The following is an 18,568-nucleotide window of genomic DNA, read 5'->3' as shown; positions in this document are numbered from 1 at the left end:
CGTGTCAGCGGCCCAGGCGTTGCTGGCGCGGCGGCCAGCTCAGCGGGTCGCGTCCAAACACGGACAAGATCCAGTCCAGCGCCGCAGCCAGCGGCGAACGACGTCCGACAGTCACGATTTCAGGCATGGTGGGCACTCCAGAACTTCTGCGTTTCGCGTTGACATGATGGATGCAACGTGTGACAGCATTGTTTCGGTTGACAGTGCCTGTCGTCTTTCCCCCTTTGTGGGGCAAAACCTAGCCCCAGACCACTTATTCACGGGATGCTGAACATTCTTCACCTCGATGAGCAGCTTGCGGCCATCGACAAGCCGGCCGGGCTGCTGGTGCATCGCAGCGCGCTGGATGCGCATGAGCAGCACTTCGCGCTGCAGATGCTGCGCGACCAACTGGGCCGCCCGGTCTGGCCGGTGCACCGGCTCGACAAGGGCACTTCGGGCGTGCTGCTGTTCGCCCTGTCGGCCGAGGTGGCTTCGCTGCTGGGCCAGGCTTTTGAGACGGGCGCCATGACGAAGCGCTATATCGCGCTGGTGCGCGGTTGGCCTGCCGAGCGCGGTGGCCTGATCGAACACCACTTGGCGCGTGACCCGGAGCGCGCGTCGGCCGGGCAGGAGCTGCTGCCCTCACGCACCGCTTGGCGACGGCTCGGCCGCGTCGAGTGGCCGCTGGTGGTGGACCCGCGTTTCGAGACCAGCCGCTACGCGCTGCTCGAGGCCCGGCCCGAAACAGGGCGCCGGCATCAGATCCGCCGCCACTTCAAGCACCTCACGCACCCCATCATCGGAGATGCCACCCATGGCAAGGGTCCGCTGAACCGAGCGGTGGCAGGCTTTGTTGGGTTGCAGCGACTGTGGCTGCATGCCTGCGCGCTGGAGTTGCGGCACCCGGCCAGCGGCGAGATGCTGCGCCTGCAGGCGCCGCTGGGGCCGGAATGGCAGCGCTTGCGTGAACGCGGCGAATGGCAGTGGGACGCTGCGCCGGACGCGGATCAGCCAGGCACCTGATCGCTGGCCAGCCGGGCGTGCAGCAGCAGGTCGTGATGGCGGCCACCCCAGAAGGCCACTTCGCGCAAGCGTCCTTCCAACTGGAAGCCCAGTTGTTCCGCCAGCTTCAGCGACGGCGCGTTCTCGGCATGGATCATCGCTTCCACCCGGTTCAGCGCCATGCCCTGCGGGCTGTAGCCCCAGGGCAGCACCGCGCGCAGAGCTTCGCTCATCAGGCCCTGGCCCCAGGCCGGGCGGGCCAGTTCATAGCCCAGGATGCAGCGCCGCCAATTGCGGTTCCAGTTGAACAAGCCGCAGCTGCCGATCAGCTGGCCGTCCGACTTGCGCTCCAGGCCCCAACGGGTGCCGGGCGCGGGCAAGAGCCGCCAACTTGCAAAGGTGTTGACGAGCTGTTCGGCCTGCGCCAGATCCTGCAAGGGGTCGGTTCCGAACCAGCGCATGGCCTCCCGGTCGGAGTGGATGTCCAGCAGCGCCGGCGCATCGGCCGCCACAATCTCTCGAAGGCGCAGACGCTCAGTCTGCAAGTCAGGGAAGCTGTTTTCGCTCATGTCCCGATTGTGACGCAGGGGCAGTGCAGGCGGCCGCGACAATGCTGGTTCTGAACTGCCTGCCCAGGCGCTGCGACATCGATGACTTCTGAAGTATCCAAAGGCGTGCTGAGCGCCGCCCTCGCCTATGCGGCATGGGGTCTGTTTCCACTCTACTTCAAGCAGGTGGCCGATGTGCCAGCGCTGGAGGTGGTGGCGCACCGCACGCTGTGGTGCATGGTCTTCGTGCTGGGCCTGCTGGCCCTGCTGCGGCGCTGGGCCTGGCTGGGCGAGGTGCTGAAGCAGCCTCGCGTGCTGGCTGCGTTTGCGGTATCGGCGCTGCTGCTGTCGCTGAACTGGCTGGTCTATGTCTGGGCAGTGCAGAACGACCATGTGCTGGACGCCAGCCTGGGCTACTTCATCAACCCACTGGTCAATGTGGCGCTGGGCTTTGTGTTCCTGCGTGAGCGCCCGCGCCCGATGCAGTGGCTGGCGGTGGGGCTGGCGGCGGCCGGCGTGCTGTGGCTGACCGTGCTGACCGGGCACTTGCCCTGGGTAGCGCTGGTGTTGGCGGTTAGCTTCGGTGTGTACGGACTGCTGCGCAAGATCGCCAAGCTGGGTGCGCTGGAGGGCCTGGCGCTGGAGACCATGCTGCTGACGCCAGTGGCCGCTGCAGCGCTGGCCTGGTGGACCCACCAAGGCAGCAGCGCATTTGCGCAAGCCGATATGGCGGACCTGGGGCTGCTGATGTTTGCCGGCCCGCTGACCGCCCTGCCCTTGCTGCTGTTTGCCGCCGGTGCGCGCCGCATTCCGCTGGCCACACTAGGGCTGCTGCAATACATCTCGCCCAGTCTGCAGTTCGGGCTGGGCGTCTGGCTGTATCAAGAGCCCTTCGGCGGCGCACGCGTGCTGGGCTTTGTGCTTATCTGGACTGCGCTGGTGGTCTACAGCGCCGAGGGTCTGTGGCGCAGCCGCCGACCCTCGGCCTGAAAGCGATCAGTTGCGAATCAGGTGATCGAAGGCGGACAGCGCTGCCTTCGCACCGTCGCCCGCGGCGATCACGATCTGCTTGTAGGGCACGGTCGTCACATCACCGGCGGCGAACACGCCCGGCACCGAGGTGTGGCCCTTGGCGTCGACGATGATCTCTCCGAACTTGCTCAGCTCAACCGTGCCACGCAGCCATTCGGTATTGGGCACCAGACCGATCTGCACGAACACGCCTTCCAACTCGATGCGCCGGGCTTCGCCGCTGGCACGGTCGGTGTAGTTCAGGCCGTTGAGCTTGCCGCCCTCGCCGGTGAACTCGGTGGTCTGTGCCTGGGTGTGGATCGAAACATTGGGCAGGCTTTGCAGCTTCTTCACCAGCACCGCGTCGGCACGAAGCGCATCGCCGAATTCCAGCAGGCTGACGTGGGCGACGATGCCGGCCAGGTCGATCGCGGCCTCAACACCTGAGTTGCCCCCGCCGATCACTGCCACGCGCTTGCCCTTGAACAGCGGTCCGTCGCAATGCGGGCAGTAGGCCACGCCCTTGTTCTTGTATTCCTGCTCGCCAGGCACGTTAACGTTTCTCCAACGCGCGCCGGTGGACAAGATCACAGTCTTGCTCTTGAGCACGCCGCCATTGGCCAGTTGCACCTCGATCAGGCCGCCGGGCTGTGCAGCCGGGATCAGCTTGTCGGCGCGTTGCAGGTTCATGATGTCCACGTCGTAGTGCTTGACGTGCTGCTCCAGCGCTGCGGCGAACTTCGGGCCGTCGGTCTCCAGCACCGAGATGTAGTTTTCGATCGCCAGCGTGTCGTTGACCTGGCCGCCGAAGCGCTCGGCCGCCACGCCGGTGCGGATGCCCTTGCGGGCGGCATAGACCGCTGCGGCCGCGCCAGCCGGGCCGCCGCCGACGATCAGCACATCGAAGGCGTCCTTAGCGGACAGCTTGGCGGCATCGCGCGCCGCGGCGCCGGTATCGAGCTTGGCCACAATCTCTTCCACCGTCATGCGGCCCGAACCAAAGGGTGCACCGTTCAGGTAGATGCTCGGCACGGCCATGATTTCGCGGGCATTGACCTCGTCCTGGAACAGCGCGCCGTCAACGATGACAGTCTTGACCTTGGGGTTCAGCACGCTCATCAGCGACAGCGCCTGCACCACGTCCGGGCAGTTGTGGCAGCTCAGGGACATGTAGACCTCGAAGCTGAAGTCGCCGTCCAGGGCCTTGATCTGCTCGATCACGTCCGCCTCGACCTTGGGTGGGTGGCCACCGGTCCACAGCAGGGCCAGCACCAGCGAGGTGAATTCATGGCCCAGCGGGATGGCGGCAAAGCGCAGGCTTTGCTCGGTGCCGGTGCGCTTCAGCGTGAAAGAAGGACGGCGCGCATCCTGGCCGTCTGTCTTCAGCGCGATCTTGTCGGACATCGCGGCGATGTCCTGCAGCAACTGCTGCAATTCGCGGGAGCTCTCAGAGTCGCTCAGTGATGCCTCGATCTCGAACGGCAGGGTCACGCGCTCCAGATAGGCCTTGAGCTGTGCCTTGAGGTTGTCGTCCAACATGGTGTGCATCCTTCTACTGAGTGTTCGATCAAGCGACTTTGAGAGCTGGCCTCCATTGCGAAAAATGAGTCGGCCAGGGGCATCCCCGGCGAGCCGACAGGGCTCGCGGGGCATGCAATTGCAGTGTGGTGAGGAGGAGCCTCAACACGGGGTGGGCAGATCTGGTTTAGATCTTGCCAACCAGGTCCAGCGACGGGGTCAGCGTCTTGGCGCCTTCGTTCCACTTGGCCGGGCAGACCTGGCCGGGGTTGGCGGCGGTGTACTGGGCGGCCTTCAGCTTGCGCACGGTTTCCTTGACGTCACGTGCGATTTCGTTCGAATGCACTTCCATGGTCTTGATCACGCCATCCGGGTTGATCACGAAGGTGCCGCGCAGGGCCAGGCCTTCTTCAGGGATGTGCACGCCGAAAGCGTTGGTCAGGGCGTGGGTGGGGTCGCCCACCAGCGGGAACTTGGCCTTGCCGACAGCCGGCGACGTCTCGTGCCACACCTTGTGCGAGAAGTGGGTGTCGGTGGTGACGATGTAGACCTCGGCGCCTGCCTTCTGGAACTCGGCATAGTGCTCAGCCGCGTCTTCGATCTCGGTCGGGCAGTTGAAGGTGAAAGCGGCCGGCATGAAGATCAGCACGGACCACTTGCCCTTCAGCGAAGCCTCGGTCACTTCGATGAACTTGCCGTTGTGGAAAGCCTGGGCCTTGAACGGTTGGACTTGGGTGTTGATCAGGGACATGGTGAGTTCCGTTGTGGTTGCGGGTGAAGGAATGGATCGAATCATATTGCCGCAACCGAACTCTTAGTTTTGATTAATCAAATCGCCACCATTGCCCAAGCCTATTAATCTCAGCTATCGCTTAAAAGTTGTGCGATAGCAATAACTTAGAGCCTCAGGCCTCCAGCGCCAGCAGCTCCTCTACCGTCTGGCGGCGGCGGATCAGGCGAGCCGAGGCGGGATCGGCGCCCTCGACCAGCACTTCGGCAATCAGAGGTCGGCTGTTGTAGTTGCTGGACATCGACGCGCCATAGGCCCCGGTGTCGTGGATCACCAGCAGGTCGCCGACGCAGGCCTCGGCCAGCTCACGCGGCGCCACCACGCCGCCGTCTTCCTGCGTGAACACATCGCCCGACTCGCACAGCGGGCCAGCCACCACGCTGGGCCGGCTCGGGCGCTGAACGCCGTCGCGCGGCAGCACGGTCATCGCATGGAAGCTGCCATACATGGCCGGGCGCATCAGCTCATTGAAGCCCGCATCGACCAGCACGAAATGGTTGCGCCCGGCATTCTTGGTGGCGCGCACCTCGGCCAGCAGCAGGCCGGACTCGGCCACCAGATAGCGGCCTGGCTCGATCTCCAGCGCCAGCGCGTGGCCCAGCACGGCTTCGGCCTGCCGGCGCGCTGCGTCCCAGAGCCCGAAGTAGTGGCCGGTGTCGATCACCGCATCACCGCCCCGGTAGGGAATCGACAAGCCGCCGCCGGCCGAGATGGCATGCAGGTCATGACCTGCGGCGTGGGCCTGACGCACCAGGTCGACCATGGCACCGCAGACCTCGGCCAGATGCCCGTAATCCACGCCTGAGCCGATGTGCATGTGCAGGCCCACCAGCTGCAGGCCATGCTGACGTACCGCGTCCAGCGCGGCACCCAGCTCGGTATGCCAGATGCCATGCTTGCTGTGCTCACCGCCGGTATTGGTCTTGTTGCTGTGGCCATGACCGAAACCCGGGTTGATGCGCAGCCAGACCTTGTGCCCCGGTGAAGCCGCACCGAGCTGGCCCAGCATGTCGATGGAACCGGCGTTCACCGGCACGCCATGCTCGACCACGGTGGCCAAGGTCTGCCGGTCCACCAGGTCGGCCGTGAAAACAATCTCCGAATCAAGACCCCCAGCGCGATAACCAGCAGCCAGTGCCCGCAGGATCTCGCCGCGGGAGACCGCGTCCACCTTGACGCCCTGCTCGCGCATCAGCCGCAGGATGTGGGTGTTCGAGCAGGCCTTCTGCGCGAAGCGGATGGTGTCGAAGGACTTCAGCGCAGCGATGCGCTCGCGGATCAGTTGGGCGTCATAGACCCACAGCGGGGTGCCAAAGCGTTCGGCGAGCGACCACAGCAAGGGGGCGGAGACGGGATGCGGCATGGTGTTGGACAGCTGGGAGATGAAGCTTGCAGCATGCCTGCGCCCCGCAATTCATTCAAATGCTTTTGTTTCCGTTACGCATTCACATCTGATATGTTCAGCCATGCTCAGCCACCGCCACATCGAAGTCTTTCGCGCCGTGATGACGGCCGGCAGCGTTACATCCGCTGCAGCCTTGCTGCACACTTCGCAGCCCACGGTCAGCCGCGAACTGGCGCGCGTGGAGCAGCTGCTAGGCTATGCGCTGTTCGAACGGCAGGGCGGCCGGCTGCGGCCAACCCGCCGCGCACTGGCGCTATTCGAAGCGGTGCAGCGCGCCTACCAAGGACTGGAGCAGGTCAGCGCCCGCGCGCTGGAACTCGCCCGTGACGATCTGGGCACGCTGGAGCTGCTGTGCCTGCCTGCGCTGAGCCACGCCCTGCTGCCTGGCGCCTGCGCGCGGCTCCAACAGCAGCATGCTGGCGCCGCAGCAAGCATCACCCCGCAGGAGCCGCCGCTACTGGACGATTGGCTGCAGGCTCAACGCTTCGATCTTGGGCTGACCGAAAAGGCGCTGCCCGCCGCCGGGCTGGAGATGGAGCAACTGATGAGTGCCGACGAGGTCTGTGTTCTGCCCAGCGCCCATGCCTTGCTGTCCAAGGCCGTTCTGAGTCCGCAGGACTTCGAGGGCTTGCCCTTCCTGAGCCTGGGCAGTGCTGACCCATACCGCCAACAGGTCGATGCCGTCTTTGCCGAACACGGCGTGCGCCGCCTTCTGAGCCTGCAAACCCACAGCGCGGTGGCCCTTTGCGAGATGGTGCGGCATGGCCTGGGCGTGGCCATCGTCAATCCCTTGACTGCCCTGGCCTGCGAAGGGCACGGCATCACCTTGCGACGCTTCTCGGTCTCGGTGCCCTACGAGGTCTGGCTGGCCCGCCCCCTGTTGCGTGCGCAGCATGGCTTGAGCGGAGCGATGCAGGCGGCACTGAGGGCCGAAGCCATCGACCTGCAGCAGCGCCTGGGCCAACTGGTGCCTTGAGTCCGCGCAAAAACAGCAAAGCCGGGCGCGTGCCCGGCTTTGCAATCAGGGCCTGGTCTCAGCTGTTGGCCGCAGGGCGCAGCAGCGAAGGCCGCGCGCCGAAACGCTTCAGGATGCTCTGCTCGATGCCGGCGGCATCCAGACCGCACAGCGACATCAGCTTGCCTGGATCGCCATGCTCGATGAACTCATCGGGCAGGCCGAGCTGCAGCACCGGCAGGCTGAGCCCGGCGGCTTGCAGGCTCTCCAACACGGCACTGCCGGCGCCGCCCATGATGCAGCCGTCTTCCAGCGTCACCAGTACGTCATGGCTGCGCGCCAGTTCAGCCACCAGTTCATGGTCCAGCGGCTTGGCAAAACGCATGTTCGCCACGGTCGCATCCAGCGCCTCGGCCGCCTTCAGCGCCGGGTAGAGCAAGGTGCCGAAGGCCAGAATTGCAATGCGCGGGGCGTCGCCCGGGCGGGCAGCGCCGCGCGTCGACTGCCGACGGATCTCGCCCTTGCCCCAGGGCAGGGCCTGCATCTGTTTCTGGACCTCGGTGCCCACGCCTGAGCCGCGTGGGTAGCGCACCGTGACCGGGCCCGCGTGCTGAAAGCCGGTGAACAAGGCCTGGCGGCATTCATTCTCATCAGCCGGGGTCAGCACCGCCATGTTCGGGATACAGCGGGTGTACGCGATGTCGTAGTTGCCGGCATGCGTGGCACCGTCTGCACCGACCAGGCCGGCCCGGTCCAGCGCAAACAGGACGGGCAGGTTCTGGATCGCTACATCGTGCACCATCTGGTCGTAGGCGCGCTGCAGGAAGGTCGAATAGATCGCGACCACTGGTTTGAGCCCCTCGCAGGCCAGACCGGCGGCAAACGTCACCGAATGCTGTTCGGCGATGCCGACGTCGTAGTAGCGGGTCGGAAAGCGCTTGTGGAACTCCACCATACCCGAGCCCTCGCGCATAGCCGGCGTGATGCCGACCAGACGCGGGTCTTGCTCGGCCATGTCGCAGAGCCACTCCCCGAAGATGTTCATGAAGGCCGGCTTCGGCGGCGACTGCGGCTTCACGAAACCCACCGCCGGATCGAACTTGGCCGATGCCGCGTGGTACTTGACCGGATCGGCCTCGGCCAGCTTGTAGCCCTGGCCCTTCTTGGTGACCACATGCAGGAACTGCGGGCCCCGCTTGTCGCGCAGATTCTCCAGCGTCGGGATCAGCGATTCCAGGTCATGGCCATCGATGGGGCCGACGTAGTTGAAGCCGAACTCCTCGAAGATGGTGCCGGGCACGACCATGCCCTTGGTGTGCTCCTCGAAGCGGCGCGCAAACTCATACAGCGGCGTGTTCTTCAGCACCGATTTGGCGCCCTCACGCGCCGCGGCGTAGAACTTGCCGCTCATCAGGCGCGCCAGATACTTGTTCAGCGCGCCCACTGGCGGGCTGATCGACATGTCGTTGTCGTTCAGGATCACCAGCACATCGCCCATCAGGCCGCCATGCGCGATGCCCGCATTGTTCAGCGCCTCGAAGGCCATGCCAGCCGTCATCGAGCCGTCGCCGATGATGGCCACGGCCTTGCGGCTCTCGCCCTTGATCTTGGCGGCCATCGCCATGCCATGCGCGGCCGAGATCGAGGTGCTGGAATGGCCGGTGCCGAAGGTGTCGTACTCGCTCTCGTCGCGGCGCGGGAAGCCGCTGATGCCGCCCAGCTGGCGCAGGCCGGACATCTGCTCGCGCCGGCCGGTCAGCACCTTGTGCGGATAAGTCTGGTGGCCGACGTCCCACACCAGCCGGTCTTCCGGCGTGTTGAAGACATAGTGCAGCGCGACAGTCAGCTCCACCGTGCCCAGGTTGGAGCCCAGGTGGCCGCCGGTCTTGGAGACCGACTCCAGCACGTAGTTGCGCAGCTCGTCCGCCACTTGCTTGAGATCGGAGCGCGGCAAGCGCCGCAGGTCCGCCGGACTCGCAATGGTTTTCAGCAAGGGATAGTTCATCACCCGAGGTCTCTGCTCAATTCTCGCGCTCGACAACCTTGTCAGCCAGCAGGCTCAACCAGGCCGTGTTTGCCAGCCCACTGGCGTTAAGGGCGCAGTGCGCCTCGTCGCGAAGCCGACAGGCATAGGCCTTCGCTTCGTCCAAGCCAAGCACGCTCACATAGGTCGGCTTGTTCGCATCCTGATCCTTGCCAGCCGTCTTGCCCAGCACCTGCGAGTCCTGCGTCACATCCAGGATGTCGTCAACCACCTGGAAGGCCAGCCCGATCGCCGCGCCATAGTCCGACAGCGCCTGCCAGGACTTGGGCGTGCTCGCGCCACAAGCGGCGCCCATCAGCACGCTGGCTTGCAGCAAGACGCCGGTCTTGCGACGGTGCATGTCGCGCAGCGATTGCTCATCCAGTTGCAGGCCGACGCTCGCCAGATCGATCGCCTGGCCACCGGCCATGCCGGCATGGCCGGCCGAGCGCGCCAGCAAGGCACACAGCTTGGCTTGCAGAGCCGGCTCGACACCGCTGTCCGGCGTCAACACCTCGAAGGCCAGCGCCTGCATGGCGTCGCCCGCCAGCATGGCCTGCGCTTCACCGAAGGCCACATGGACGGTTGGCTTGCCACGCCGCAGCACGTCGTTGTCCATGCAGGGCATATCGTCATGCACCAGAGAATAGGCATGGATCAACTCGACCGCGCAGGCAGCCCGCATGGCAGCCTCGGCCTCGCCCTGGACCGCCTCGCAGGCGGCCATCACCAGCAGGGGGCGCAGCCGCTTGCCACCGTCAAGGACGGCGTAGCGCATGGCCTCGCCCAGGCCAGCCGGTGCCGATGCAGGCACCCATTGCTCCAGCGCCAGTTCGACGCCCCGCAGTGAGCGCTGCATCCATTGTTCAAACACGCCAGCGTCCATCGCTCAGGTCTCTCCCCATGGCTTCAAGTCCCCACCCTCCAGCACCTTGACCTGCTGTTCAACCGCTTGCAGACGCTCGCGGCAGAAGCCGAGCAACTCGGCCCCGCGCTTGTAGCTGGCCAGCAGTTGATCGAGAGGCAGTTGACCGGCCTCCATGGACGCTACCAGACGCTCCAGTTCATCAAGCGCTTGCTCGTAACTGGGTGAAACGGCGTCCTTCTGGGGCGCGTTCTTGGCACTGGCGGAGGATTTGGTCATTGCGGAAATGCGAAACGGCGATTGTAGTGGGGCCTGACTTGGCCCCCGCCCCCCGTAGGGGTGAATGCTGTCAGCCCGGCGCCACAGCCGGCGCCCACACGCAGTTTGGCCCTGCGCGGGTACCGATGAACTCCCGCGGTTAGAATCCTGCCCTCGCTGCAGAAGACCTTAAAGACTGCTGCAGCACCCTGGGAGCCCGGCTCCGGACAACGTTCCGAGCCGGGCTTTTTGACACAAACCCGGCTCCGCGCTGCAGCCTCCAGCCAGCGACAACGGCCGCCGGGGGGTTGACATTGGTTTCTTGGAGACCCTCTTGGATCATGTCCGACCTGAGCATCACTCTCTCGGCGCTTGAACGCAGCTCGACCCAGCTGCCTGTTACTTCCTATTTCGATGAGGCCCTGTTCCGCAAGGAACTCGAGCAAATCTTCCGACCTGGTCCGCGCTACCTTGGACACGCACTGGCCGTGCCCGAGGTTGGCGACTACTACGCCCTGCCCCACGAAGGCGAGGGCCGCGCGCTGGTACGCACGCCAAACGGCATCCAGCTGATCTCGAATGTCTGCCGCCATCGCCAGGCCTTGATGCTGCGTGGGCGAGGCAACACGAAGAACAGCATCGTCTGCCCGCTGCATCGCTGGACCTATGGCCTGGAAGGCAAGCTGATCGGCGCGCCGCACTTTGCCGAAGACCCCTGCCTGAACCTCAACAACTACAAGCTGCGCGAGTGGAACGGCCTGCTGTTCGAGGACAACGGCCATGACGTGGCAGGCAGCCTGGCCAAGCTGGGGCCGGCCGCCGAGCTGGATTTCTCGGGCTATGTGCTGGACAAAGTCGAGCTGCACGAGTGCAACTACAACTGGAAGACCTTCATCGAGGTCTATCTGGAGGACTACCACGTCGGCCCCTTCCATCCGGGTCTGGGCCAGTTCGTCACCTGCGACGACCTGAAGTGGGAATTCGAGGAGAACTACTCGGTGCAGACCGTCGGCGTGTCATCGGGCTTTGGCCGTCCCGGCTCGCCCACCTACCAGCGCTGGCACGACGCCCTGCTGAAGTACCGCGAAGGCAAGCTGCCCGAGCGCGGCGCGATCTGGCTGACCTACTACCCGCACATCATGGTGGAGTGGTATCCGCATGTACTCACTGTCTCGACGCTGCACCCGATCAGCCCTGACAAGACGCTGAACCGGGTGGAGTTCTATTACCCGGAAGAGATCGCCGCCTTCGAGCGCGATTTCGTCGAAGCCCAGCAGGCCGCCTACATGGAAACCTGTATCGAGGACGACGAGATCGCTGAACGCATGGACGCCGGCCGCAAAGCCCTGATGCAGCGCGGCGACAACGAGGTCGGACCCTACCAGAGCCCGATGGAGGACGGCATGCAGCATTTCCACGAGTGGTATCGCCGCAAGATGAACTTCAAAGGCTGAGACCGGCGCGCAATCGCCACAGTCTCCAAACGCCCCGCATGGCAGCTGCCAGCGGGGCGTTTGTTTTTGGCCGGGCCACAATCGGCCCCATGTCCGCGCCCGTCCTGATGATTGCCGCCAGCTTCCTGTTCGCCACCATGGGGGTGTGCGTCAAGCTGGCGTCGGAGTTCTACGACACCGGCGAGATCGTGATGTACCGCGGCCTGATCGGCGTGCTGATGATGGGCCTGCTGGCGCGCTGGCAAGGCCTGACCCTCGCCACCCGGGTGCCGGCCATGCACTTCTGGCGCAGCCTCAGCGGGGTCAGTGCGCTGTCGCTGTGGTTCTATTCGATTGCCAACCTGCCCTTGGCCACAGCGATGACGTTGAACTACATGTCCTCGGTCTGGATGGCGCTGTTCCTGATCGGCGGCGCGGTCATGCTGGGCAGCCGCCGGGTCGATCCACGACTGGTGGCCGCTGTGCTGCTGGGCTTTGCCGGTGTCGCGCTGGTGCTGCGCCCGACCATGGAGCAGCAGCAGCTCTGGCACGGCCTGGCCGGCCTGCTGTCCGGCATGCTGTCAGCCATGGCCTATCTGCAGGTGACGACGCTGGGCCGCGCCGGCGAGCCCGAGTACCGCATCGTCTTCTACTTCTCGCTGGGCGGAGCCATTGCCGGCGCGCTGATGAACACCGCGCTGGGCCAATGGCATTCCCACAGCTTGCACGGCGCAGCGCTGCTGCTGGCGGTCGGCGTGCTGGCCACGCTGGCGCAACTGATGATGACGCGCGCCTACGGCCGAGGCTCGCCGCTGGTCAATGCCAGCCTGCAATACCTGGGCATCGTGTTCGCGGTGATGTACGGCGTGCTGCTGTTCCAGGACAAACTTTCGCTTTCAGCGCTGGCCGGCATCCTGCTGATCGTGGGCGCCGGCCTCGGCGCTACCCTGCTGCGCAGCCGCGCCACCCCCAAGGACAGCCAACACTCGGTGACCGACTCATGACAACACAGTCCTCCTATCAGACCCTGATCAGCGCGCAGCAACTGCAGGCCCTGATCGACGCCGGACAGCCCCTGCTGCTGCTCGACCTCAGTTTCGACCTGGCAAACACCGAAGCCGGCGCGCAGGCTTATGCAAGCGGCCATCTGCCAGGCGCGCACTACATGCACCTGGACCGCGACCTCAGCGCGCCGAAGACCGGCCGCAACGGACGCCACCCGCTGCCGAGCCGCGAGGCGTTCGCCGACCGTATGGCCTCCCTGGGTCTGCACGCACGCACGCAGGTGATCTGCTACGACGCCCAAGGCGGCATGTATGGCGCACGTGCCTGGTGGATGCTGCACTGGCTGGGGCATGCTGCTGTTGCCGTGCTCGACGGCGGTCTGCAAGCCTGGCGGGACGCCGGCGGCGCCCTCAGCAGCGAACTGCCCACACCGCCCCATCCCAGTGCCTTCGTGCCTGGCACGCCGCTGGTCGACAGCATCAGCGCCGATGCATTGCAGCGCCGTCTCGGCCGCCTGCGCTTGATCGACGCCCGCGCCGCCGAGCGCTTTCGCGGCGAAGTGGAGCCGCTGGACACCAAGGCCGGCCACATCCCCGGCGCCAGCAACCGCGCCTTCGCGGGCAACCTGAATCCGCAAGGTCGCTTCAAGCCCGCTGCTGAGCTGCGTGCCGCGTTCGAGCCAATGATCGCCCCGTATGCCGCTGCCGATGTGGTCCACCAATGCGGCTCGGGCGTCACCGCCTGCCACAACCTGCTGGCCATGGCGCATGCCGGTCTGGGCCTCGGCACACTCTACGCCGGCTCCTGGAGCGAGTGGTCCAGCGACCCGACCCGCCCCATCGCCACGGGCTGACTTGATATTGCGCAAGACGCGTTTCCAGCAGGCGGGCAAGATTCGACACACAGCCCGACTCACGGGCCACAACCGAGGAGAGCCCGCATGTTCAAGCGCATCGTGATCCCGACCGACGGATCCGAAATCACCAGCAAGGCTGTCACCACGGCCATCGAGATGGCCAAGACGCATGGCGCCCAGCTGTTCGCCATCAGCGTCAAGGAACCCTTCCCCTACAGCGCGGTGTCGGAGATGCAGCCGACTCCGCCGCAGGAGTTCTTCGACGCGCAGGAGCGCATCGCAGGCGGCCGCATCAAGGCCGTGCTGGCCGCGGCACAGGCTGCCGGCGTGCCTTGCGAAGGCCATACCGTCGAAGCCGTGCACGCCTGGGAAGCCATCATTGACCACGTCAAGGACAAGCAGGCCGATCTGGTCGTGATGGCCTCGCACGGCCGCCGCGGCGTCCAGGCCCTGCTGCTGGGCAGCGAAACCCAGAAGCTGCTGACCCACAGCACGATCCCGGTGCTGGTGGTGCGCTGACAGCGCTGCATTCGTTTTCAGCCATGAGGAAGGGCCAGGCAAGACCTGGCCCTTTTCGTTGGCAGGAAGAACATAGGCCCGGGGCAAGTCACCGGCCGCAGGACCTTTCCGCGAGCAGCCCATACGGTTTCGCCTTCAAGCGCAGGACGAGGCCGGAAGCCTCAGACAGTGCTTTGGCACGGCAAGGCGAACCAACGAAGTCATGCGCTCGAAGGCGAGACCGTATCAGCCCGTCCGCTCGTAGGCGGTCAGGCCTCCGCCAGGCGCACGACAGGCCGCAGGGCCTGTCGTGTGTCCGGGCTCAGTGACTGCTGTTCACGAGGAGGGAAACAAGGGCGAGACCGGCGCCCAGCCAGGCCAGCTGTGCGATCGTGTCGCGCCAAGGCAGACGGCGTTGCAACTGCGGGATCAGGTCGGCCACCGCCACATAGACAAAGCTGCTTGACGCCACCACCAGCAGGTAGGGGAACAGCGATTCCCAGGGGCCGACGACAAAATAGCCCAACACCCCGCCCAGCACCGCCGCCAGGCCGGAGATCGCGTTGTAGAGCAAGGCGCGCGCGCGGCTGAAACCGGCGTTCAGCAACACGATGTAGTCACCCACCTCCTGCGGAATCTCGTGCGCCACGATGGCCATCGCGGTGACGAAACCCAGATGCGTGTCGGCCAGAAAGGCCGCCGCGATGATCACGCCGTCGCAGAAATTGTGGATGCTGTCGCCCACCAGCACCGACATGCCGCCACGCCCGGCCTGCTGCGTGTCGAAATGGTGATGGTGATGATGGCCATCGCCCTCGTGATGATGGGTGTGGCGGTACAGCTCGGCCTTCTCCAGCAGGAAGAAAAACAGCAGGCCGCCCAGCAGCGTCAGGAACAGCTCATGCGAACTGGCCTGGCCTTCAAAGGCTTCGGGCAGCACATGCAGCAGCGCGGTGCCAAGCAGCACGCCAGTCGACAGGCTCACCAGGTTCTTGACAAGGCGACCCAGCAGGCCGACGGTCAAACTGGCCGCGATCAGCACGGACAGCAGGCCGCCCGCGAAGGTCGTCAGCACGATATACAAAAGAGTCATAGGCATCCTGTTCGGCCGCAAAGACAAACCGCGCCCAAATGGCGCGGTCTGTTCATCAGCCCTGTGGCTTCAGCAGCCCGGCCCCGACTCGCCGTCAGGCCAGGCCGTTTGCCTTGAACCAGGCGGTGCAACGCTTCCAGCCGTCTTCAGCCGCATCCTTGCGATAGCTGGGGCGGTAGTCGGCATGGAAGGCATGCGGCGCGTCGGCGTAGATGTGGAACTCACTACGCTTGGCAGCTGCGGAGCCTTGGTTCAGAGCAGTTTTCATCTTATCAACCGTGTCAAGCGGGATGCCGGGGTCCTGGCCGCCATACAGGCCCAGCACCGGGCCGGCAATGCGGCCGGCCACATCCACCGGATGGCGCGGCGTCAGCGGCGTGCTGTTGCCGACGAGGCGGCCGTACCATGCCACACCGGCCTTCACGGCCGGGTTGTGCGCGGCATACAGCCAGGTGATGCGTCCGCCCCAGCAGAAGCCGGTGACGCCCAGCCGGGAGACATCGGCACCCTGCGTCTTGGCCCAGGCGACGCTGGCATCCAGATCAGCCATCACCTGCTCGTCGGGCACCTTGGAGATGACCTCGGCCACCAGCTTGGCGACCTCACCATAGGAACCGGCATCGCCCTGGCGCACGAACATCTCGGGCGCGATCGCCATATAGCCCAGCTTGGCGAAGCGGCGCGCCACATCGGCGATGTGCTCATGCACGCCGAAGATCTCGCTGATCACCAGCACCACCGGCAGATTCTTGCCGCCAGCAGGCATGGCGCGGTAGGCCGGCATCTTGAAGTCGCCGACCGGAATCATCACCTCGCCGGCTTCCAGGCCCTGCGCATCGGTCTTGATGGTGCTGGCCGCCACCGGCAGCACCGCGGCCGCGAAGCCGCTGCCAACCGCTGTCTGGACGAACGTGCGGCGACTGAAGTCTCGGCCTGGGACCAGGCTGTTCAACTCCTCATTGATCATCTCGCGCTCCTTGCGGTGTTCATGGACGAAACCGGCAGACTGCCCGGACCGTTGGATTCTAGGCAGCTGCGCCAAGCAGTGCCGGAGCTGACGCTTTTCCACCGACAATGCGGGCATGCTTTCCACCGTCTCCTCCGCGGCGCCGCTGGCTGCCATCGACATCGGCTCCAACAGCTTTCGCCTCGAACTCGCCCAGTTGCACCGGGGCCAATACAAGCGGCTGGAGTATCTGAAGGAAACCGTGCGGCTGGGGGCGGGTCTCGATGAGCAGGGCCTGCTGACGGAAGAGGCCAGCCAGCGCGGGCTGGCCTGCCTGGCGCGCTTTGCCGGCCACCTAAAGGGCGTGCCACCCGAGCGCGTGCGCGCGGTCGCCACGCAGACGCTGCGCGAGGCGCGCAACCGCGACGCCTTCCTGCGCCGCGCCGAGAAAACGCTCGGCTTCCCGATTGAAGTCATCTCCGGCCGCGAAGAGGCCCGCCTGATCTACGCCGGCGTGGCGCGCCTTCAAGCCTCCGAGCAGCCGCGCCTGGTGATCGACATCGGCGGCCGTTCCACCGAGATGATCCTGGGCCAGGGGCGCCAGCCGCAGCTGGCCGAATCTTTCCAGGTCGGCAGCGTCAGCCTGTCGATGCGCTTTTTCCCTGATGGCCGCTACACCCCGGAGGCTTTCCGCGCCGCGCAGGTCGCGGCAGGTGCTGAGCTTGAGGAAGCGCTGTCGTTGTTCGACCGCTCGCGCTGGCGCGAAGCGCTGGGCTCCTCGGGCACGGTGGGCGCGGTCTCGCAGCTGCTGGCGGCTAATGGAATCACCGATGGCAGCATCACGCCGGCAGCGCTGCGCTGGTGCATCCAGCAGTGCCTGGAGGCCGGTCATATCGACAAGCTCAAGCTGCCCGGGCTCAAGGATGATCGCCGCGCGGTCGTGGCCGGCGGCCTGTGCATCCTCTACACGCTGCTGACGCATTTCGACATCGCCGTGCTCTATCCAGCCAAGGGCGCGCTGCGCCAAGGCGTGATCTTCGATCTGGCTGAGCGTCTGGAAGCCGAGCGCAACGCGGGCCGCGGCGATATGCGTGACCACTCGGTGGCGTCGCTGCAGCAGCGCTATGACGTCGACCGCCTGCAGGCCGAGCGAGTGCGCCGCCTGTCCCTTTCCCTTTACAAGCAGCTGATGCCGCAGGCTGCGCGCGAACTGCAACGCGAACTGGGCTGGGCCGCGGCCCTGCACGAGATCGGCATGATGGTGTCGCACCACGACCACCACCGTCACAGCGCCTATCTGCTGGCCCATGTGGACGCGCCGGGCTTCTCGCAAAGCCAGCTGCGCCGGCTGGGCGAGCTGGCCCTGGGTCAGCGCGGCGGCCTGCGCAAGCTGGAACACCAATTCGGCGATGCCAGCTTCATGACGCAGCTGCTGAGCCTGCGCCTGGCCGTGCTGGCCTGCCATTCGAGGGCCGAGTTCAGCCCGCAGGCACTCAAGCTGACGCGCGATCGTCAGGGCGTCTGCATCCATGTGGCCCGCAACTGGGCCAAGCGGCTGCCACGCGCCGTCTACCTGCTGCAGGAAGAGGTCGATGCCTGGTCGAGGACCAGTGCGCTCAACCTGCGACTGCTCGTCGGCTGATGAAGCCGCCTTGAAGCGGCTCTTGACTCAATCGCCGCTGTAGCGTCGCATCAGGGCCTGCTGAGCGCTGGCGCCGCTGCTGCTGATGCGGTGCGACTGCCCGTCCGGCCCCAGCTGCCACGCGTCCCGGCCGTCATGCAGATACGGCTGCAGTGCCTCGTCGATGACGCGCTGGCGCAGCTTGGGATCGAGCACCGGCCAGGCCACCTCGATGCGGCGGAACATATTGCGGCTCATCCAGTCGGCGCTGGACAGGTACAGCGCCTCCTGGTCGTCACCATCACCCCAGCGGAAGTAGCTGACGCGTGAATGCTCCAGAAAGCGGCCGACCACCGAGCGCACCAGGATGTTGTCGGTCTGCCCCGGCAGCCCCGGCGGCAGCATGCAGGCGCCGCGCACGATCAGGTCGATCTTGGCGCCAGCCTGTCCGGCTTCGATCAGCCCGCGGATCATCTCCGTATCGGTCAGCGCGTTGATCTTCAACACCACGCGCGCCGCGTAGCCGGCCCGTGCAGCTGCAGCCACCTGGCCCAGCATTTCCATCATGCGCTGGTGCATATTGAAGGGTGCTAGCAGCAGGCGCTTCGGCGGCTTGAAGCGTGACAAGGAGGCCAGCTGGCGGAACACCGTGTCCACATCCGAGGTCATATCCGGATCGGCCGTCAGGCAGCCCAGGTCGGTATACAGGCGCGCCGTCTTGGGGTTGTAGTTGCCGGTCGACAGATGGGCGTAGCGCTT

At 65.6% G+C, this 18,568-nt stretch carries 18 protein-coding genes and 1 pseudogene; 8 read left to right on the top strand and 11 right to left on the bottom strand.

The window, feature by feature from the left end:
- Window positions 1-4: 4 nt before the first annotated feature.
- Window positions 5-127: a hypothetical protein gene (locus tag ACIQ67_RS11125; protein WP_397534430.1), complete on the bottom strand. Its 123-nt coding sequence runs from the start codon at window positions 125-127 to the stop codon at window positions 5-7.
- Window positions 128-264: 137 nt separating this feature from the next.
- Between ACIQ67_RS11125 and ACIQ67_RS11120 the strand changes: the two genes are divergently transcribed.
- Entirely contained in the window at window positions 265-1,005 is a 741-nt protein-coding gene (locus ACIQ67_RS11120; protein ID WP_397534429.1) for a pseudouridine synthase, read from the top strand.
- Here ACIQ67_RS11120 and ACIQ67_RS11115 read toward each other — a convergent pair.
- Entirely contained in the window at window positions 990-1,553 is a 564-nt protein-coding gene (locus tag ACIQ67_RS11115) for a GNAT family N-acetyltransferase (protein ID WP_397534428.1), read from the bottom strand. The two genes, ACIQ67_RS11120 and ACIQ67_RS11115, sit on opposite strands and share 16 nt — an antisense overlap.
- A gap of 81 nt (window positions 1,554-1,634) precedes the next feature.
- On the opposite strand from ACIQ67_RS11115, the gene rarD reads away from it, so the two are divergent.
- Window positions 1,635-2,522: an EamA family transporter RarD gene (gene rarD / locus ACIQ67_RS11110; RefSeq protein ID WP_397534427.1), complete on the top strand. Its 888-nt coding sequence runs from the start codon at window positions 1,635-1,637 to the stop codon at window positions 2,520-2,522.
- A 6-nt stretch (window positions 2,523-2,528) separates the two neighbouring features.
- Here the strand turns inward: rarD and ahpF are convergent, their stop codons facing one another.
- The 3 genes from ahpF to lysA form a co-directional block, all read right to left on the bottom strand.
- On the bottom strand, window positions 2,529-4,082 hold the full coding sequence (gene ahpF, locus ACIQ67_RS11105) for an alkyl hydroperoxide reductase subunit F (protein ID WP_397534426.1): 1,554 nt from the start codon (window positions 4,080-4,082) through the stop codon (window positions 2,529-2,531).
- Window positions 4,083-4,248: 166 nt separating this feature from the next.
- Entirely contained in the window at window positions 4,249-4,812 is a 564-nt protein-coding gene (gene ahpC / locus ACIQ67_RS11100) for an alkyl hydroperoxide reductase subunit C (protein ID WP_397534425.1), read from the bottom strand.
- A gap of 154 nt (window positions 4,813-4,966) precedes the next feature.
- Window positions 4,967-6,214 (bottom strand): diaminopimelate decarboxylase, encoded by a 1,248-nt coding sequence (lysA, locus tag ACIQ67_RS11095; protein WP_397534424.1) that lies wholly within the window; start codon window positions 6,212-6,214, stop codon window positions 4,967-4,969.
- 103 nt (window positions 6,215-6,317) lie between these two features.
- Between lysA and ACIQ67_RS11090 the strand changes: the two genes are divergently transcribed.
- On the top strand, window positions 6,318-7,232 hold the full coding sequence (locus tag ACIQ67_RS11090; protein ID WP_397534423.1) for a LysR family transcriptional regulator: 915 nt from the start codon (window positions 6,318-6,320) through the stop codon (window positions 7,230-7,232).
- 58 nt (window positions 7,233-7,290) lie between these two features.
- Here the strand turns inward: ACIQ67_RS11090 and dxs are convergent, their stop codons facing one another.
- Genes dxs through ACIQ67_RS11075 form a run of 3 tightly spaced genes read right to left on the bottom strand, consistent with a single transcriptional unit; the run spans window position 7,291 to window position 10,378 of the window.
- On the bottom strand, window positions 7,291-9,216 hold the full coding sequence (gene dxs, locus ACIQ67_RS11085) for a 1-deoxy-D-xylulose-5-phosphate synthase (protein WP_397534422.1): 1,926 nt from the start codon (window positions 9,214-9,216) through the stop codon (window positions 7,291-7,293).
- Window positions 9,217-9,232: 16 nt separating this feature from the next.
- Window positions 9,233-10,120, bottom strand: a complete 888-nt coding sequence (locus ACIQ67_RS11080) for a polyprenyl synthetase family protein (RefSeq protein WP_397534421.1) — start codon at window positions 10,118-10,120, stop codon at window positions 9,233-9,235.
- A 3-nt stretch (window positions 10,121-10,123) separates the two neighbouring features.
- Window positions 10,124-10,378: an exodeoxyribonuclease VII small subunit gene (locus ACIQ67_RS11075; protein WP_397534420.1), complete on the bottom strand. Its 255-nt coding sequence runs from the start codon at window positions 10,376-10,378 to the stop codon at window positions 10,124-10,126.
- A 320-nt stretch (window positions 10,379-10,698) separates the two neighbouring features.
- Here ACIQ67_RS11075 and ACIQ67_RS11070 point away from each other — a divergent pair, with 320 nt between their 5' ends.
- The 4 genes from ACIQ67_RS11070 (at window position 10,699) to ACIQ67_RS11055 (ending at window position 14,170) form a co-directional block, all read left to right on the top strand.
- The gene (locus ACIQ67_RS11070; RefSeq protein ID WP_397534419.1) at window positions 10,699-11,811 is read left to right on the top strand and encodes an aromatic ring-hydroxylating dioxygenase subunit alpha; all 1,113 of its coding nucleotides are present in this window, start codon (window positions 10,699-10,701) and stop codon (window positions 11,809-11,811) included.
- An 89-nt stretch (window positions 11,812-11,900) separates the two neighbouring features.
- On the top strand, window positions 11,901-12,794 hold the full coding sequence (locus ACIQ67_RS11065) for a DMT family transporter (RefSeq protein WP_397534418.1): 894 nt from the start codon (window positions 11,901-11,903) through the stop codon (window positions 12,792-12,794).
- Complete coding sequence (locus ACIQ67_RS11060; RefSeq protein WP_397534417.1) at window positions 12,791-13,648, top strand: sulfurtransferase; 858 nt, start codon at window positions 12,791-12,793, stop codon at window positions 13,646-13,648. The genes ACIQ67_RS11065 and ACIQ67_RS11060 overlap by 4 nt, the downstream gene beginning before the upstream one ends.
- 87 nt (window positions 13,649-13,735) lie before the next feature.
- Complete coding sequence (locus tag ACIQ67_RS11055; protein WP_397534416.1) at window positions 13,736-14,170, top strand: universal stress protein; 435 nt, start codon at window positions 13,736-13,738, stop codon at window positions 14,168-14,170.
- A gap of 301 nt (window positions 14,171-14,471) precedes the next feature.
- Here the strand turns inward: ACIQ67_RS11055 and ACIQ67_RS11050 are convergent, their stop codons facing one another.
- Both ACIQ67_RS11050 and ACIQ67_RS11045 read right to left on the bottom strand, forming a co-directional pair.
- Window positions 14,472-15,242 carry a ZIP family metal transporter gene (locus ACIQ67_RS11050; protein WP_397534415.1) on the bottom strand — a complete coding sequence of 257 codons (771 nt, stop codon included), beginning with the start codon at window positions 15,240-15,242 and terminating at the stop codon, window positions 14,472-14,474.
- A 94-nt stretch (window positions 15,243-15,336) separates the two neighbouring features.
- Window positions 15,337-16,209, bottom strand: coding sequence for a dienelactone hydrolase family protein (locus ACIQ67_RS11045; RefSeq protein WP_397534414.1), 873 nt, complete (start codon window positions 16,207-16,209; stop codon window positions 15,337-15,339).
- Window positions 16,210-16,324: 115 nt separating this feature from the next.
- Here ACIQ67_RS11045 and ppx point away from each other — a divergent pair, with 115 nt between their 5' ends.
- Window positions 16,325-17,830 carry an exopolyphosphatase gene (gene ppx, locus ACIQ67_RS11040; RefSeq protein WP_397534413.1) on the top strand — a complete coding sequence of 502 codons (1,506 nt, stop codon included), beginning with the start codon at window positions 16,325-16,327 and terminating at the stop codon, window positions 17,828-17,830.
- A 27-nt stretch (window positions 17,831-17,857) separates the two neighbouring features.
- Here the strand turns inward: ppx and ACIQ67_RS11035 are convergent.
- A pseudogene (locus tag ACIQ67_RS11035) lies at window positions 17,858-18,568 on the bottom strand (polyphosphate kinase 1); the annotation flags it as partial.

Source organism: Roseateles sp. (assembly GCF_044373315.1).
GTDB lineage: Bacteria > Pseudomonadota > Gammaproteobacteria > Burkholderiales > Burkholderiaceae_C > JACDQM01.
This window is presented reverse-complemented; position numbering and strand designations above follow the sequence as displayed.

Bases quoted from the DNA above. Each gene is read 5' to 3' on its own strand.
- ACIQ67_RS11125 (WP_397534430.1), bottom strand. From the start codon at position 127: ATGCCTGAAATCGTGACTGTCGGACGTCGTTCGCCGCTGGCTGCGGCG.
- ACIQ67_RS11120 (WP_397534429.1), top strand. From the start codon at position 265: ATGCTGAACATTCTTCACCTCGATGAGCAGCTTGCGGCCATCGACAAG.
- ACIQ67_RS11115 (WP_397534428.1), bottom strand. From the start codon at position 1,553: ATGAGCGAAAACAGCTTCCCTGACTTGCAGACTGAGCGTCTGCGCCTT.
- rarD (WP_397534427.1), top strand. From the start codon at position 1,635: ATGACTTCTGAAGTATCCAAAGGCGTGCTGAGCGCCGCCCTCGCCTAT.
- ahpF (WP_397534426.1), bottom strand. From the start codon at position 4,082: ATGTTGGACGACAACCTCAAGGCACAGCTCAAGGCCTATCTGGAGCGC.
- ahpC (WP_397534425.1), bottom strand. From the start codon at position 4,812: ATGTCCCTGATCAACACCCAAGTCCAACCGTTCAAGGCCCAGGCTTTC.
- lysA (WP_397534424.1), bottom strand. From the start codon at position 6,214: ATGCCGCATCCCGTCTCCGCCCCCTTGCTGTGGTCGCTCGCCGAACGC.
- ACIQ67_RS11090 (WP_397534423.1), top strand. From the start codon at position 6,318: ATGCTCAGCCACCGCCACATCGAAGTCTTTCGCGCCGTGATGACGGCC.
- dxs (WP_397534422.1), bottom strand. From the start codon at position 9,216: ATGAACTATCCCTTGCTGAAAACCATTGCGAGTCCGGCGGACCTGCGG.
- ACIQ67_RS11080 (WP_397534421.1), bottom strand. From the start codon at position 10,120: ATGGACGCTGGCGTGTTTGAACAATGGATGCAGCGCTCACTGCGGGGC.
- ACIQ67_RS11075 (WP_397534420.1), bottom strand. From the start codon at position 10,378: ATGACCAAATCCTCCGCCAGTGCCAAGAACGCGCCCCAGAAGGACGCC.
- ACIQ67_RS11070 (WP_397534419.1), top strand. From the start codon at position 10,699: ATGTCCGACCTGAGCATCACTCTCTCGGCGCTTGAACGCAGCTCGACC.
- ACIQ67_RS11065 (WP_397534418.1), top strand. From the start codon at position 11,901: ATGTCCGCGCCCGTCCTGATGATTGCCGCCAGCTTCCTGTTCGCCACC.
- ACIQ67_RS11060 (WP_397534417.1), top strand. From the start codon at position 12,791: ATGACAACACAGTCCTCCTATCAGACCCTGATCAGCGCGCAGCAACTG.
- ACIQ67_RS11055 (WP_397534416.1), top strand. From the start codon at position 13,736: ATGTTCAAGCGCATCGTGATCCCGACCGACGGATCCGAAATCACCAGC.
- ACIQ67_RS11050 (WP_397534415.1), bottom strand. From the start codon at position 15,242: ATGACTCTTTTGTATATCGTGCTGACGACCTTCGCGGGCGGCCTGCTG.
- ACIQ67_RS11045 (WP_397534414.1), bottom strand. From the start codon at position 16,209: ATGATCAATGAGGAGTTGAACAGCCTGGTCCCAGGCCGAGACTTCAGT.
- ppx (WP_397534413.1), top strand. From the start codon at position 16,325: ATGCTTTCCACCGTCTCCTCCGCGGCGCCGCTGGCTGCCATCGACATC.